12 protein-coding genes are annotated in these 15329 nt (G+C 63.5%); 7 read left to right on the plus strand and 5 right to left on the minus strand.

The window, feature by feature from the left end; genetic code table 11:
- Positions 1–195: 195 nt before the first annotated feature.
- Positions 196–930, minus strand: coding sequence for a phosphoadenylyl-sulfate reductase (locus tag AC07VU_RS15490; protein WP_277588203.1), 735 nt, complete (start codon positions 928–930; stop codon positions 196–198).
- 169 nt (positions 931–1099) lie between these two features.
- Between AC07VU_RS15490 and thrH the strand changes: the two genes are divergently transcribed.
- On the plus strand, positions 1100–1717 hold the full coding sequence (gene thrH / locus AC07VU_RS15495) for a bifunctional phosphoserine phosphatase/homoserine phosphotransferase ThrH (RefSeq protein WP_009047891.1): 618 nt from the start codon (positions 1100–1102) through the stop codon (positions 1715–1717).
- 119 nt (positions 1718–1836) lie between these two features.
- On the opposite strand, the gene pabB is transcribed toward thrH, so the two are convergent.
- From pabB to rloA, 4 genes are all read right to left on the minus strand, one after another.
- Positions 1837–3180 (minus strand): aminodeoxychorismate synthase component I, encoded by a 1344-nt coding sequence (gene pabB / locus AC07VU_RS15500; protein ID WP_457275941.1) that lies wholly within the window; start codon positions 3178–3180, stop codon positions 1837–1839.
- Positions 3181–3423: 243 nt separating this feature from the next.
- Positions 3424–4410: an alpha-L-glutamate ligase-like protein gene (locus tag AC07VU_RS15505; protein WP_007930638.1), complete on the minus strand. Its 987-nt coding sequence runs from the start codon at positions 4408–4410 to the stop codon at positions 3424–3426.
- On the minus strand, positions 4410–5942 hold the full coding sequence (gene rloB / locus AC07VU_RS15510) for an osmotic stress tolerance membrane protein RloB (RefSeq protein WP_007930639.1): 1533 nt from the start codon (positions 5940–5942) through the stop codon (positions 4410–4412). The genes AC07VU_RS15505 and rloB overlap by 1 nt, the downstream gene beginning before the upstream one ends.
- A 5-nt stretch (positions 5943–5947) precedes the next feature.
- Positions 5948–6490, minus strand: a complete 543-nt coding sequence (rloA, locus tag AC07VU_RS15515) for a retropepsin-like aspartic peptidase RloA (protein ID WP_101337258.1) — start codon at positions 6488–6490, stop codon at positions 5948–5950.
- A 269-nt stretch (positions 6491–6759) separates the two neighbouring features.
- Here rloA and AC07VU_RS15520 point away from each other — a divergent pair, with 269 nt between their 5' ends.
- The 6 genes from AC07VU_RS15520 to prpD all read left to right on the plus strand — a co-directional run bounded on the left by AC07VU_RS15520 (position 6760) and on the right by prpD (position 15301).
- Positions 6760–7482: a GntR family transcriptional regulator gene (locus tag AC07VU_RS15520; protein ID WP_274306033.1), complete on the plus strand. Its 723-nt coding sequence runs from the start codon at positions 6760–6762 to the stop codon at positions 7480–7482.
- Positions 7479–8375 carry a methylisocitrate lyase gene (gene prpB, locus AC07VU_RS15525; RefSeq protein ID WP_009042912.1) on the plus strand — a complete coding sequence of 299 codons (897 nt, stop codon included), beginning with the start codon at positions 7479–7481 and terminating at the stop codon, positions 8373–8375. Before AC07VU_RS15520 ends, prpB begins: the two co-directional genes overlap by 4 nt.
- 183 nt (positions 8376–8558) lie before the next feature.
- Positions 8559–9686 (plus strand): bifunctional 2-methylcitrate synthase/citrate synthase, encoded by a 1128-nt coding sequence (gene prpC / locus AC07VU_RS15530; RefSeq protein WP_087088669.1) that lies wholly within the window; start codon positions 8559–8561, stop codon positions 9684–9686.
- 102 nt (positions 9687–9788) lie between these two features.
- Positions 9789–12383: a Fe/S-dependent 2-methylisocitrate dehydratase AcnD gene (acnD, locus tag AC07VU_RS15535; protein ID WP_495030106.1), complete on the plus strand. Its 2595-nt coding sequence runs from the start codon at positions 9789–9791 to the stop codon at positions 12381–12383.
- 61 nt (positions 12384–12444) lie between these two features.
- On the plus strand, positions 12445–13635 hold the full coding sequence (gene prpF / locus AC07VU_RS15540; protein WP_457275945.1) for a 2-methylaconitate cis-trans isomerase PrpF: 1191 nt from the start codon (positions 12445–12447) through the stop codon (positions 13633–13635).
- 181 nt (positions 13636–13816) lie between these two features.
- Entirely contained in the window at positions 13817–15301 is a 1485-nt protein-coding gene (gene prpD / locus AC07VU_RS15545; RefSeq protein WP_277588209.1) for a 2-methylcitrate dehydratase, read from the plus strand.
- Positions 15302–15329: the final 28 nt, after the last annotated feature.

Raw genomic sequence — 15329 nt, forward strand, 5'->3', positions numbered from 1 at the left:
GAGGGTGTAACTTTTTGGGGCGTAGAGGCATAAAGTGCACACAAAAATGGCACCTGTGGTGACACTTATGTGTACAAGATTTTTACCGGGAGGAGGGGCTTCTGCAGGAGCGAAGCTTGCTCGCGAAGCGGTGTGTCAGATACACCGTCTCGCGAGCAAGCTTCGTTCTTACAGAAGAAAGAGGAATTGGGGGCTTTAGCCCTTGCTGATGATATTGCCGGCGTGCAGGCCGCATTCCTTCTGCGTGGCTTCTTCCCACCACCAGCGGCCTTCGCGCTCATGCTGGTTCGGCAGCACAGGGCGGGTGCAAGGCTCGCAGCCGATGCTGATGAAGCCGCGTTCGTGCAGGCTGTTGTACGGCAGCTCGAGCATGCGGATGTACCCCCAGATCTCTTCGCTGGTCATCTGCGCCAGCGGGTTGAACTTGTACAGGGTGCGCTCCGGGGTGGAGAAGGCGCTGTCGATCTCCAGTACCGCCACCTGGCTGCGGGTACCCGGGCTCTGGTCGCGGCGCTGGCCGGTGGCCCAGGCGCTGACGGTGGACAGCTTGCGGCGCAGCGGTTCGATCTTGCGGATGCCGCAGCACTCGCCGTGGCCATCCTTGTAGAAGCTGAACAGGCCTTTCTCCTTGACGAAGGGTTCGAGCTTGGTGTGGTCCGGCGAAACCACTTCGATGTCGATCTTGTAGTGCTCGCGTACCTGCTCGATGAAGCGGTAGGTTTCCGGGTGCAGGCGCCCGGTGTCGAGGCTGAACACCTTGACGTTCTTGTTCAGCTTCCAAGCCATGTCCACCAGCACCACATCCTCGGCACCACTGAAAGAGATCCACAGGTCATCGCCAAACTCGGCGAATGCCAGTTTGAGAATGTCCTGGGCGGATTTTTGGGCATAGGTCGCGGCGAGTTCAGCGACATTGAACGATGGGCTCATCAGGGCGGTTTCCTACAGGTCGGTGGCGCTGAGCGCTCTAGATACTGGCGATGGTAACAAAATCCGCCCCCGGCTGGCGCGCTCCTCGCGTTGCGTGGGCCAGGGCGAATCGCTAGAGTTCGGCAGTCCTTTTGCTCGCTCGAATAACCAATACAAATGGGAGTGTCCTGTGGAAATTGCCTGTCTCGACCTGGAAGGTGTACTGGTCCCGGAAATCTGGATCGCCTTTGCCGAAAAAACCGGGATTGAATCCCTCAAGGCGACCACCCGGGATATTCCCGATTACGACGTGCTGATGAAGCAGCGCCTGCGGATTCTCGACGAGCACGGCCTGAAGCTGTCGGACATTCAGGAAGTGATCGCCACCCTCAAGCCGCTGGACGGCGCCATCGAGTTCGTCGACTGGTTGCGCGAGCGTTTCCAGGTGGTGATTCTGTCCGACACCTTCTATGAGTTTTCCCAGCCGCTGATGCGCCAGCTGGGCTTTCCCACGCTGTTGTGCCACCGCCTGGTCACCGACGACAGTGGCCGGGTGACCGGTTACCAGCTGCGCCAGAAAGACCCCAAGCGCCAGTCGGTGCTGGCCTTCAAGAGCCTGTATTACCGGGTGATTGCGGCGGGGGATTCGTACAACGACACCAGCATGCTCGGCGAGGCCGATGCCGGCATTCTGTTCCATGCCCCGGACAACGTGATTCGCGAGTTTCCACAGTTCCCGGCGGTGCACAGCTTTGCCGAGCTGAAGCAGGAGTTCCTCAAGGCGTCGAACCGCGAATTGAGCCTGTAACGCTGTACCTGTAGCCGCTGCCGAAGGCTGCGATCGGCCGGTACGGCCGCGGCGTCTTCCCTAACGCTGAAGGGCCTGCGGCCCTATCGCAGCCTTCGGCAGCGGCTACAGGGGCATGATCAGAGGCTCTGCAAGGTCTCCAGCAGGACCTTCACCTTGGTGATGGACTCCTGATACTCGGCCTGCCAGTCCGAGTCCGCGACAATCCCGCCACCGCCCCAGCAGCAGACTTGCCCATCCTTGACCAGCAGGCTGCGGATGGCGATCGAGCTGTCCATCTCGCCCCGCACGTCCAGGTACAGCAGCGAACCGCAATACAGCCCGCGCCGGGTCGGCTCCAGCTCGTCGATGATCTGCATCGCGCGGATCTTCGGCGCGCCGGTGATCGAGCCGCCGGGGAAGCTACCGGCGATCAGGTCCAGGGCGTCCTTGTCGTCCGCCAGCTCGCCGGTGACGCTGCTCACCAGGTGGTGCACGTTGGGGTAACTCTCCAGGCTGAACAGCTCCGGTACCCGCACCGAGCCGATGCGGCAGGTGCGGCCCAGGTCGTTGCGCAGCAGGTCGACGATCATCAGGTTTTCCGCGCGGTCCTTGGGGCTGGCCAGCAGCTCGGCGGCGTTCGCCGTGTCTTCGGCGGCATCCTGGCCGCGCGGGCGGGTGCCCTTGATCGGCCGGGTTTCCACCTGGCGCTCACTGATCCGCACGAAGCGCTCCGGCGACAGGCTCAGCACCGCGCCACCTTCCGGCAGGCTCTGGAACCCGGAAAAAGGCGTCGGGCAGGCCGCCCGCAGCGCGCAGTAGGCAACCCACGGATCGCCAGCGCAGGGCGCGCGAAAGCGCTGGGCGAAGTTGACCTGATAGCAGTCGCCGGCCTGGATGTACGCCTGGATGCGCTCGAACGCCTGTTGGTACTGCGCGGCGCTGAGGTCAGGCAGCATCGGCCCGCTGAGCTTGAAGCTGTCGTTGGCGCTGACTGGCGCCTGGCCGAACAGGGCGATCAGGCGCTGGCGTTCGCTGGCGGCAAGCGCGGGGTGGAACACCAGTTGGCTGGTGCGCTGCTGATGGTCGCTGATCAGTGCCCAGTCGTAGAGGCCGAAGCGCGCATCGGGCAGTTGCAGGTCATCCAGGGCCTGGCTGGGCAGGCGTTCCAGATGGCGTCCGAAGTCGTAGCTCAGGTAGCCGATCAGTCCGCCGGCGAAAGGCAACTGGTAAGGCGCGGGGATCGCCGCCTGGCCCAATTGGTCCAGGTTGAGCCGCAGGCGTTGCAGGAAATCTTCGCCGCTTTCGTCCTTGAGGACGGCCAACTGCGTCCGTGGCCAGGCGCTGAGCAGGTCATAGCGGCCGCGTTCGGCACTGGGCCGGCCGCTGTCGAGCAGGACGGCGCCAGGGGCATGGCGGATCGCCGCGAAATACTCGGCGGGGTTGGTGCGATAGGGCAGAGGGTGTACGGAACAGGTCGACATGCGGGGTGGATCAGCCATCGGAGGAGCGCGGCTGGCGATTGTAGTCCCCTCAGGGATTTGCTCCTAGTAGGGATGTCGGGGATTGCCCGGTTTACGACGCATTGCCCGTCTCGCCGCATACCCTGTAGCCGCTGCCGAAGGCTACGAAAGGACCGAAGGTCCTCGGCGATGTCGAAAGCGGCGCCCGCTTCGCGGTCGGGCGCAGCCTGCGGCAGCGGCTACAGGGTTTTCCGTTGCTGTGGTTCAGCCTTCCACCGCCGGGATATGGCCGAACAGGTCCTGGGCAAACTGCACGCGCTGTTCGACGGTTTCGCTGATGCCGCGGGCTTTCAGCTCTGCCAGGTGCGCTTCGACCGCGTGGGTGCGCTGGGTCAGGCCGCAGTCGTTGGCGATCTGGATGTTCAGGCCGGGGCGGGCGTTGAGTTCGAGGATCAACGGGCCCTTTTCCTGGTCCAGCACCATGTCCACCCCAATGTAGCCCAGGCCGCACAGCTCGTAGCAGCCGGCCGCCAGCTTCATGAAACCGTCCCAGTAGGGCAGTTGCACGCCGTCCACCGCATTGGTGGTGTCCGGGTGCTTGGCGATGATGTTGTTCAGCCAGGTGCCGCGCAGGGTCAAGCCGGTAGCCAGGTCGACACCGACGCCGATGGCGCCCTGGTGCAGGTTGGCCTTGCCGCCGGACTGGCGGGTCGGCAGGCGCAGCATGGCCATCACCGGGTAGCCCATGAGCACGATGATACGGATGTCCGGCACGCCTTCGTAGCTGATGCTCTTGAAGATCTGGTCCGGGGTCACCCGGTATTCGATCAGCGCCCGGTCACGGTGGCCACCCAGGGAATAGAGGCCGGTGAGGATGCTGGAGATGTGGTGTTCGATTTCTTCATGACTGATGATCTTGCCCGATACCGTGCGGTAGCGACCCTCGAAACGGTCGGCGATCACGATGATGCCGTCGCCGCCGGCGCCTTGCGCCGGCTTGATCACGAAGTCGTTGCGCCCGCCGATGATCTCGTCGAGCTTGTCGATTTCCTTCTCGGTGGAGATCACGCCGTACAGTTCCGGCACATGGATGCCGGCCTTGATCGCGCGCTCCTTGGTGATGATCTTGTCGTCGACGATCGGGTACAGGCTGCGCTTGTTGTACTTGAGCACGTAGTCCGCGTTACGCCGATTGATCCCCATGATGCCCCGGGCTTCCAAGGCCTTCCAGGTCTTCCACAGGCCGAACATTACGAATCAGCCTTGACGAAGGCTTTGAAACGGATCAGCTCGGTCAGGCGGTAGCCGCGGTAGCGACCCATCGCCAGCATGAAGCCCACCAGGATCAGCAGCATCGCCGGGAAGGTGAAGACGAAGTAGACCAGCTCCGGCACGCTCATGATCAGGTGCGCCAGGGAGGCGGCGAACAGCGTTCCGATGGCGACTTTCATCGCATGGCCGGCGCCCCGTTCTTCCCAGGTGATCGACAGGCGTTCGATGGTCATGGTCAGGATCACCATCGGGAACAGGGCCACCGACAGGCCGCGTTCCAGGCCGAGCTTGTGGCTGAACAGGCTGATGGCGGCGATCAGCACCACGACGAAGGTCAGCACCACCGACAGCCGCGGCAGCATCTGCAGCTTCAGGTGTTCCAGGTAGGACCTGAGCGACAGCCCGAGCGCGGTGATCACCGTGAACAGCACGATGCCGAAGCCCAGCTGGGTCTCGCGGAAGGCCAGGGCGATCAGCACCGGGGTGAAGGTACCCAGGGTCTGCAGGCCGATCAGGTTGCGCAGCACCAGGATCACCAGCACGCCGATCGGGATCATCACCATGATCATGAAGGTCTGCTGGGTCTGCAGCGGCAGGCCGTACAGCGAGTATTCGAGGAAGTTGGCGTCGGTGTTCTCGTCGGTCAGCTTGGCCAGGCGAATGGCGTTCATTTCGCTGTTGTTCAGGCTGAAGGTGACGGTGGCTTTCTTGCCGCCATCGACGGTGATCAGGCTGTCGTCACCGATCCACCACAACAGGCGGTCGCTGGGCAGGCCTTGTTCGCCGGTTTCCGGGTTGAAGTACAGCCAGTCGGTACCGTTGAAGCTGCGCAGCCACAGTTCCGGAGCCTGCGGCTGGTCGGCCACCAGGCGGATGGTGTGGACCTTTTCCATCGGTACGTGGGCGATGGACAGCAGCAGGTCGACGATCTTGGCCTTGTTCGCCGGCGACGGATCGCCCGCCAGGAGCATCTTGGCGTTGTCGTCGCTGCTGTTGTTGACCCGCTTGATGGCTTCGCTGATGAAGGTCTCGACGTCGGCCGAGTGCTGGCGGATCGGCGCGAGCAAGGCTTCGGCGGCGATCTTTTCCGGGCCTTCGACGGCGATGCTGTCGCGGAAGGTCGGGCCCTTGATCTTGGCTTTTTCCGCGGTGTAGCGCTTGGTCAGCACCAGGCGGTAGTAGAGGGTCTGGTTGCCCTTGGCGCGGCGGGCAGACCAGGTCACCTTGCGGTTGCCGTCGACGCGGTTCACCGCCACCCCGTAGTTATTGGAGATGAAGCTCTCGTTCAGGCTGACATAGTCGCGGCTCAAGGGTGGCACGAACATCTGGATCTTGATCGGGTCCTTGGCGTTGGCAACGAACTCGACCTTGGCGTCGATGTTCCACAGGTCGTCGGTGGCGTCTTCGGTCACCGGGATGCCGAGCACGAAAATCTGATAGGCCGTGATCGAAATGCCCAGCACCACCAGGATGGCGATCAGGATTTTCAGATGGAGGGTAAGAGAGCGCATTGGAATTACTCTGCGGTATGAGCGTCGGTGGCGCAGGCAGGTTTGCCAGCAGCGTATTTAAGACTGGGGTCGACCAGTGCATCGAAGCGCTTGAGCGCTTCGGAACCGATCAAGAGCGGGTATTGGAATGCACTACGGTCGGTCAAGTTCACTTCTATGCTGCGCAGGGCACCGCCCATGCAGATATCCAGCTCGATGACCGGGCGCGCGGTGTACTTCTTGTTGTTTTCCTCATCGGGGTCATAGTCGCCGGCGCGGCGCTTGATCTTGCTGACGCGGGCCAGCGGACGTTCGATGGGGTGGGAATGGGCGGCGTCGATGGCCAGGTAAAAACGTACCCAGGACTCGCCATTGCGCTTGAAGCGCTTGATATCGCGGGCGCTGAGGGAGGCGGTCTTGGCGCCGGTGTCGAGCTTGGCGGCGACTTCCAGGTCGATCCCGGACAGTCTGGCGTATTCATTCAGACCGTAAACGGTCTTGCCGGCGGCGGCACTCAGGCCCGGCACGCCGAGCAGGCAGAACAGTATGGAGAAGGCCTTGAGTCTCATAGATCCTGGTGCGTTGCATGGGTTCTTCAGTTCAAGGCGACTGGCATTGCTGCGCAAGCTCCCTCGTGTGCTGCCTTATTAATGTGACAGGCAAATGCGGGCGGCATTCTAGCATGCTGGTTTTATGGCGCCAGCGGCGGGGCGGGGGCTTTTGTGCCGGTTTGGTGCAAAGGGTTATTAGATGATTGTCGACAATATCTATTTTTCCTTTGACTGCATCGGTTGTATTGGCTAGTTTTTGTCGCATTGATTTTCAAGGTGTCGACAATATGCTGGATCAGCTCGATCCCCCCGCCGTGACGCAGGACGATTCGGAAACCTTGTCCGAAAACGTCTTCAGACGCATTCAGGCGGCCATCGTCAAGGGCGAGATCGCCCCGGGCAGCAAGATTTCCGAGCCGGAACTGGCGCGCACCTACGGCATCAGCCGTGGCCCCTTGCGCGAGGCGATCCACCGTCTGGAAGGCCAGCGCCTGCTGGTGCGGGTGCCCCATGTCGGGGCGCGGGTGGTGTCCCTGAGCCAGGCCGAACTGATCGAGCTCTATGAAATCCGCGAATCCCTGGAAGGCATGGCCTGCCGCCTGGCCGCCGAGCGCATGACCAACGAGGAAATCGACGAGCTGCGCCGGGTCCTCGATACCCATGAGCGCGACGCGGCGTTCCAGGCCGGGGTCGGCTACTACCAGCAGGAAGGTGATTTCGACTTCCATTACCGGATCATCCAGGGCGCGGGCAACCGCACCCTCACGCAGATGCTCTGCGGCGAGCTGTACCAACTGGTGCGCATGTACCGCATCCAGTTTTCCGCCACGCCCAATCGCCCGCACCAGGCGTTCGCCGAGCACCACCGGATTCTCGATGCCATTGCCGATCGCGACGGCGAACTGGCCGAGTTGTTGATGCGCCGTCACATCGGTGCTTCCAAACGCAACATTGCCCGTCATTACCAGGACGGCGCCCCGCAGACAGCCACTCCACGAGGTGAGTCATGAGTTCCAACAACAAGAGCACTCCAGGCCAGCGCTTTCGCGATGCGGTCGCCAGCGAACGACCGTTGCAGGTGGTCGGCGCCATCAATGCCAACCATGCGCTGCTGGCCAAGCGCGCCGGGTTCAAGGCGATCTACCTGTCCGGCGGCGGGGTGGCGGCCGGCTCCCTCGGCGTGCCGGACCTGGGCATCACCGGGCTGGACGACGTGCTGACCGACGTGCGCCGCATCACCGACGTCTGCGACCTGCCGTTGCTGGTGGACGTGGACACCGGTTTCGGTTCGTCGGCGTTCAACGTGGCGCGCACCGTCAAGTCGATGATCAAGTTCGGCGCGGCGGCGATTCATATCGAGGACCAGGTCGGCGCCAAGCGCTGCGGCCACCGGCCGAACAAGGAGATCGTTTCCCAGCAGGAAATGGTCGATCGCATCAAGGCCGCGGTGGATGCCCGCACCGACGACAGCTTCGTGATCATGGCCCGCACCGACGCCCTGGCGGTGGAGGGGCTGGAGTCGGCCCTGGATCGCGCCGCCGCCTGCATCGAAGCCGGCGCCGACATGGTGTTCCCGGAAGCCATCACTGAGCTGGAGATGTACAAGATCTTCGCCAGCCGGGTGAAAGCGCCGATCCTGGCCAACATCACCGAGTTCGGCGCCACGCCGCTGTACACCACCGAGCAACTGAAATCCGTGGATGTTTCCCTGGTGCTGTACCCGCTGTCGGCGTTCCGCGCCATGAACAAGGCGGCGGAAAACGTCTACACCGCGATCCGTCGCGATGGTACCCAGCAGAACGTGATCGACACCATGCAGACCCGCATGGAGCTGTACGACCGCATCGACTACCACACCTTCGAGCAGAAGCTCGATGCGCTGTTCGCCCAGAAGAAGGGGTGATGCCGTACTGATGCAAAACCTGTAGCCGCTGCCGCAGGCTGCGATCGGCCGGCACGGCCGCGGCGCGCCTCTCGACGCAGGAGGACCTTCGGTCCTGTCGCAGCCTGCGGCAGCGGCTACAGAAAGCAGTATTGGTTTTGACGATTTGCCGATTCCCTAACAAATTCAAGATTGGAGAGAGCAATGGCCGAAGCAAAAGTATTGAGTGGCGCTGGCCTGCGTGGCCAGGTGGCCGGACAGACTGCCTTGTCGACCGTGGGCCAGGCCGGTGCCGGGCTGACCTACCGGGGTTACGACGTACGCGAACTGGCGGCCGACGCGCAGTTCGAGGAAGTGGCCTACCTGCTGCTGTACGGCGAGCTGCCGACCCAGGCGCAACTGGATGCCTACACCCGGAAGTTGAGCAAGCTGCGCGACCTGCCGCAGGCGCTCAAGGAAGTGCTGGAACGCATTCCGGCGGACGCCCATCCGATGGATGTGATGCGCACCGGTTGCTCGTTCCTCGGCAATATCGAGCCGGAACAGGATTTCTCCGAGCAGCGCGACAAAACTGACCGTCTGCTGGCCGCCTTCCCGGCGATCATGTGCTACTGGTACCGCTTCAGCCACGACGGCAAACGCATCGATTGCGTGACCGACGAGCCGTGCATCGGCAGCCACTTCCTGCACTTGCTGCACGGCAAGAAGCCGAGCGAGCTGCACACCAAGGTGATGAACGTGTCGCTGATCCTCTACGCCGAGCACGAATTCAACGCCTCGACCTTCACTGCCCGGGTCTGTGCCTCGACCCTGTCGGACTTGTACTCCTGTGTCACCGCGGCCATTGGTTCCCTGCGTGGCCCGCTGCACGGCGGCGCCAACGAGGCGGCGATGGAGATGATCGAGCGCTTTGCTTCGCCGGAAGAGGCGATCAAGGGCACCCTCGGCATGCTCGAGCGCAAGGACAAGATCATGGGCTTCGGCCACGCGATCTACAAAGACAACGACCCGCGCAACGAGGTGATCAAGGGCTGGTCGAAAAAGCTCGCCATTGAGGTGGGCGACAAGGTGTTGTTCCCGGTTTCCGAAGCCATCGACAAGACCATGTGGGAGCAGAAGAAGCTGTTCCCCAACGCCGATTTCTACCATGCCTCGGCGTACCACTTCATGGGCATCCCGACCAAGCTGTTCACCCCGATCTTCGTCTGCTCGCGCCTGACCGGCTGGGCCGCCCACGTGTTCGAACAGCGCGCCAACAACCGCATCATCCGTCCAAGCGCCGAGTACGTCGGCGTTGAACAGCGCAAGTTCGTGCCAATCGAACGTCGCTGACCGGTGGCTGCCGTCACTGGCTGAACCCGAAGCCCTGCAGGAGGGCGGTTCAGTGCCGGTGCCAGCCCCACCTTTTGCAATCACCGTGACCGAGTCCTGACGATGAACACTGAATTTCGTAAACCGTTACCCGGTACCCGACTGGACTACTTCGACACCCGCGCGGCTGTCGAGGCGATCCAGCCCGGCGCCTACGACAGCCTGCCGTACACCTCGCGCGTGCTCGCGGAAAACCTGGTGCGGCGCTGCGATCCGGCGACCCTGAGCGCTTCCCTGAAGCAACTGATCGAGCGCAAGCGCGACCTGGACTTCCCGTGGTTTCCGGCCCGCGTGGTGTGCCATGACATTCTTGGCCAGACCGCCCTGGTGGACCTGGCCGGCCTGCGCGATGCCATCGCCGACCAGGGTGGCGACCCGGCCCAGGTCAACCCGGTGGTGCCGACCCAGTTGATCGTCGACCACTCGCTGGCGGTGGAGTGCGGCGGCTTCGACCCGGATGCGTTCGCCAAGAACCGCGCGGTGGAAGACCGGCGCAACGAAGACCGTTTCCACTTCATCAACTGGACCAAGAAGGCCTTCAAGAACGTCGACGTGATCCCGCCGGGCAACGGCATCATGCACCAGATCAACCTGGAGAAAATGTCCCCGGTGATCCAGGCGCGCGATGGCGTGGCCTTCCCCGATACTTGCGTCGGCACCGACAGCCACACCCCGCACGTGGATGCCCTGGGCGTGATCGCCATCGGCGTTGGCGGCCTGGAAGCCGAAAGCGTGATGCTCGGCCGGGCGTCCTGGATGCGCCTGCCGGAAATCGTCGGCGTCGAGCTGACCGGCAAGCTGCAACCGGGCATCACCGCCACCGATATGGTGCTGGCGCTGACCGAATTCCTGCGCAAGCAGAAGGTGGTGGGCGCCTACCTGGAGTTCTTCGGCGAGGGCGCCGCGGCGCTGACCCTGGGCGACCGCGCGACCATCTCCAACATGGCCCCTGAATACGGTGCTACCGCGGCGATGTTCTACATCGACCAGCAGACCATCGACTACCTCAAGCTCACTGGTCGTGAAGACGAGCAAGTGCAGCTGGTCGAGACCTATGCCAAGCAGGCTGGCCTGTGGGCCGACAGCCTGAAAAGTGCCCAGTACGAGCGCGGCTTGCGGTTCGACCTGTCCTCGGTGGTGCGCAACATGGCGGGCCCGAGCAACCCCCACGCCCGGGTGGCGACCAGCGACCTGGCGGCCAAGGGCATCGCCGGTCAGTGGGAAGAGGTGCCGGGGCAAATGCCCGATGGCGCGGTGATCATCGCGGCCATCACCAGCTGCACCAACACCAGCAACCCGCGCAACGTGATCGCCGCCGGCCTGCTGGCGCGCAACGCCAACAAGCTCGGCCTGACCCGCAAACCCTGGGTCAAGTCGTCGCTGGCACCGGGTTCCAAGACCGTGGCCATGTACCTGGACGAAGCCGGCCTGACCAGCGAGCTGGAGCAATTGGGCTTTGGCGTCGTGGCCTTCGCCTGCACCACCTGTAACGGCATGTCCGGCGCGCTGGACCCGGTGATCCAGAAAGAAATCATCGACCGCGACCTGTATGCCACCGCGGTGCTGTCGGGCAACCGCAACTTCGACGGGCGCATCCATCCCTACGCCAAGCAGGCGTTCCTTGCATCGCCGCCGCTGGTGGTGGCCTATGCGATTGCCGGGACCATCCGCTTCGACATCGAGAAGGACGTGCTGGGCCTGGACGCCAACGGCAAGGAAATCCGCCTCAAGGACATCTGGCCGAGCGACGAAGAGATCGATGCGGTGGTCAAGGCTTCGGTGAAACCCGAGCAGTTCCGCAAGGTGTACATCCCGATGTTCGCCATTCACGAAGACACCGGGCCCAAGGTCGAGCCGTTGTACGACTGGCGTGAGATGAGCACCTACATCCGCCGTCCGCCGTACTGGGAAGGCGCCCTGGCCGGGGCGCGCAGCCTGACCGGCATGCGCCCGCTGGCGGTGCTGCCGGACAACATCACCACCGATCACCTGTCGCCGTCCAACGCCATCATGCTCGACAGCGCGGCCGGCGAGTACCTGGCGAAAATGGGCCTGCCGGAAGAGGACTTCAACTCTTACGCGACCCACCGCGGCGACCACCTGACCGCGCAGCGCGCGACCTTCGCCAACCCGAAACTGTTCAACGAAATGGTCCAGGAAGGCGGCAAGGTCAAACAGGGATCGCTGGCGCGGATCGAGCCGGAAGGTCAGGTCACCCGGATGTGGGAAGCCATAGAAACCTATATGCAGCGCAAGCAGCCGCTGATCATCATCGCCGGCGCCGACTACGGCCAGGGTTCGTCCCGTGACTGGGCGGCCAAGGGCGTGCGCCTGGCCGGGGTGGAAGCCATCGCCGCCGAAGGCTTCGAGCGCATCCATCGCACCAACCTGGTGGGCATGGGCGTGCTGCCGCTGGAGTTCAAACCGGGCACCGACCGCAAGACCCTGGGCATCGACGGCACCGAAACCTTCGACGTGGTGGGCGAGCGCAAGCCGCGCGCTACGCTGACCCTGGTGATCCAGCGCAAGAACGGCGAGCGGGTCGAGGTGCCGGTGACCTGCCGGCTCGACACCGCCGAAGAGGTGTCGATCTACGAAGCGGGCGGCGTGTTGCAGCGCTTTGCCCAGGACTTCCTCGAATCGGCTGTCGCCAGTTAAGTGACGTACCGGGGGCGGGCCGCAAGGCGCCGCCCTCGGTCTTTATCAGGACCGAGAACTCATGGCTTTCGTAGCGCAAATCAAGATTCCCGCCACCTACATGCGGGGCGGCACCAGCAAGGGTGTGTTCTTCAGCCTGCAAGACCTGCCCGAGGCGGCGCAGCTGCCGGGCGCGGCCCGCGATGCCTTGCTGTTGCGGGTGATCGGCAGCCCCGACCCGTACGACAAGCAGATCGACGGCATGGGCGGCGCCACGTCCAGCACCAGCAAGACGGTGATCCTGTCGAAAAGCATCAAGCCCGGCCACGACGTGGATTACCTGTTTGGCCAGGTGTCCATCGACAAACCTTTCGTCGACTGGAGCGGCAACTGCGGCAACCTGTCGGCGGCGGTCGGTTCCTTCGCCATCAGCAGCGGCCTGGTGGATGCCGAGCGCATTGCGCAGAACGGCGTGGCGGTGGTGCGCATCTGGCAGGCCAATATCGGCAAGACCATCATCGCCCATGTGCCGATGACCAACGGCGCGGTCCAGGAAACCGGCGATTTCGAGCTGGACGGGGTGACTTTCCCGGCGGCCGAAGTGCAGTTGGAGTTCCTTGACCCGGCGGCCGAGGAAGAGGGCGCCGGCGGTTCGATGTTCCCCACCGGTAACCTGGTGGACGACCTGGAGGTGCCGGGTGTCGGGACTTTCCAGGCCACTATGATCAATGCCGGGATCCCGACCATCTTCATCAACGCCCGCGACATCGGCTACAGCGGTACCGAGCTGCAGGGCGATATCAACGGCGATCCCAAGGCGCTGGCGATGTTCGAGACCATCCGCGCCCACGGCGCGCTGCGCATGGGGCTGATCCAGAATCTGGATGAAGCGGCCAAGCGTCAGCACACGCCCAAGGTCGCCTTTGTCGCGCCGCCGGCGGACTACCAGGCTTCCAGCGGCAAGGCGGTGCAGGCCGCGGATGTCGATTTGCTGGTGCGCGCGCTGTCCATGGGCAAGCTGCACCACGCGATGATGGGCACCGCCGCGGTGGCCATTGGCACCGCGGCGGCGATCCCCGGGACCCTGGTCAACCTGGCGGCCGGCGGCGGAGAGCGCAGCGCGGTGCGTTTCGGCCACCCGTCGGGGACCCTGCGCGTCGGCGCCGAAGCCGTGCAGGACAACGGCGAATGGAGCGTGACCAAGGCCATCATGAGTCGTAGCGCGCGGGTCTTGATGGAAGGCTGGGTACGTGTGCCTGGCGACGCGTTCTAAATCATAAACGGCCCCTGTAGGAGCGAGTTTGCTCGCGATAGCGATGCCACGGTCGACATCGATGTCGACAATCCATCCGTCATCGCGAGCAAGCTCGCTCCTACAATGGGGTGAATAAAAAAATAACCCGATCAGCCTGACCTTGAGGATGCAACCCAACCCTTGATGGAGTGAACTGCCCATGAGCGCCAATGTTGATCTGAACGAACGCCCCGATTACGACCAGGTCCTGCAGGACATCGCCGACTACGTTCTGAACTATCGGATCGAGTCCCGCGAGGCTCTGGATACCGCCCGCAACTGCCTGATGGACACCCTCGGCTGTGGCTTGCTGGCCCTGCGCTTTCCCGAGTGCACCAAGCACCTTGGGCCCATCGTCGAGGGCACGCTCGTGCCGTTTGGCGCGCGGGTGCCGGGCACCCGCTTGCGCCTGGACCCGGTCAAGGCGGCCTGGGATATCGGCTGCATTGTCCGTTGGCTGGATTACAACGACACCTGGCTCGCCGCCGAGTGGGGCCATCCTTCCGACAACCTCGGTGGCATTCTCGCCGTGGCCGATCACCTGTCGCAAAAACGCGTGGCCAATGGCGAGGCGCCGCTGACCATGCGCGCGGTGCTCGAGGCCATGATCATGGCCCATGAGATCCAGGGGGTGATTGCCCTGGAAAACTCCTTCAACCGGGTCGGCCTCGACCATGTGCTGCTGGTGAAAGTCGCTTCGACCGCGGTCACCGCCAAGTTGATGGGGGCCAACCGCGAGCAGTTGCTGGCGGCGCTGTCCCATGCCTTTGTCGATGGCCAGGCGCTGCGTACCTATCGGCATGCACCGAACGCCGGTTCGCGCAAATCCTGGGCGGCGGGGGATGCCACCAGCCGTGGCGTGCGCCTGGCGGATATCGCCCTGCGTGGCGAGATGGGCATCCCGGGAGTGCTGAGCGCGCCGCAGTGGGGCTTCTACGACGTGCTGTTCAGCCACACCAACAAGGACCTGGCGCTCAAGCCCGAAGACCAGCGCCGTTTCAGCCTGTCGCAGAAGTACGGCTGCTATGTAATGGAAAACGTGCTGTTCAAGATCAGCTTCCCGGCCGAGTTCCATGCGCAGACCGCCTGCGAGGCGGCGGTGACCCTGCACCCGCTGGTGCGCAATCGCCTGCACGAGATCGACAGGATTGTCATCACCACCCACGAATCGGCGATCCGCATCATTTCCAAGGTCGGCCCGCTGGCCAACGCCGCCGACCGCGACCATTGCATCCAGTACATGACCGCCGTGCCGCTGGCGTTCGGCAACCTGGTGGCCGAGCACTATGAAGACAGCTTCCATGCCGCCCATCCGATCATCGATCAGTTGCGCGAGAAGATGCAGATAGTCGAGGAGCCGCGCTATACCCGCGAGTACCTGGAGGCCGACAAGCGCTCCATCGCCAATGCGCTACAGGTGTTTTTCAAGGATGGCTCCAGCACCGAGCAGGTGGTGGTGGAATACCCGATTGGCCATCGCCGGCGTCGCGCCGAAGGCATTGCGCTGCTGGAAGACAAGTTCAAGGCCAACCTGGCCACCCGCTTCACGGCCCAGCGTTCAGCGCAGATCTTTGCCCTGTGCAAGGACCAGGCGCAGCTGGAAGCCACGGCGGTGCACCGGTTCGTGGACCTGTTGGTGATTTGAGGGCAGGACGGACCGTTGGTCTGATCGC

The organism is Pseudomonas sp. GW821-FHT02B10 (genome assembly GCF_059421865.1).

Bases quoted from the DNA above. Each gene is read 5' to 3' on its own strand.
- AC07VU_RS15490 (WP_277588203.1), bottom strand. From the start codon at position 930: ATGAGCCCATCGTTCAATGTCGCTGAACTCGCCGCGACCTATGCCCAA.
- pabB (WP_457275941.1), bottom strand. From the start codon at position 3,180: ATGTCGACCTGTTCCGTACACCCTCTGCCCTATCGCACCAACCCCGCC.
- AC07VU_RS15505 (WP_007930638.1), bottom strand. From the start codon at position 4,410: ATGTTCGGCCTGTGGAAGACCTGGAAGGCCTTGGAAGCCCGGGGCATC.
- rloB (WP_007930639.1), bottom strand. From the start codon at position 5,942: ATGCGCTCTCTTACCCTCCATCTGAAAATCCTGATCGCCATCCTGGTG.
- rloA (WP_101337258.1), bottom strand. From the start codon at position 6,490: ATGAGACTCAAGGCCTTCTCCATACTGTTCTGCCTGCTCGGCGTGCCG.
- AC07VU_RS15520 (WP_274306033.1), top strand. From the start codon at position 6,760: ATGCTGGATCAGCTCGATCCCCCCGCCGTGACGCAGGACGATTCGGAA.
- prpB (WP_009042912.1), top strand. From the start codon at position 7,479: ATGAGTTCCAACAACAAGAGCACTCCAGGCCAGCGCTTTCGCGATGCG.
- prpC (WP_087088669.1), top strand. From the start codon at position 8,559: ATGGCCGAAGCAAAAGTATTGAGTGGCGCTGGCCTGCGTGGCCAGGTG.
- acnD (WP_495030106.1), top strand. From the start codon at position 9,789: ATGAACACTGAATTTCGTAAACCGTTACCCGGTACCCGACTGGACTAC.
- prpF (WP_457275945.1), top strand. From the start codon at position 12,445: ATGGCTTTCGTAGCGCAAATCAAGATTCCCGCCACCTACATGCGGGGC.
- prpD (WP_277588209.1), top strand. From the start codon at position 13,817: ATGAGCGCCAATGTTGATCTGAACGAACGCCCCGATTACGACCAGGTC.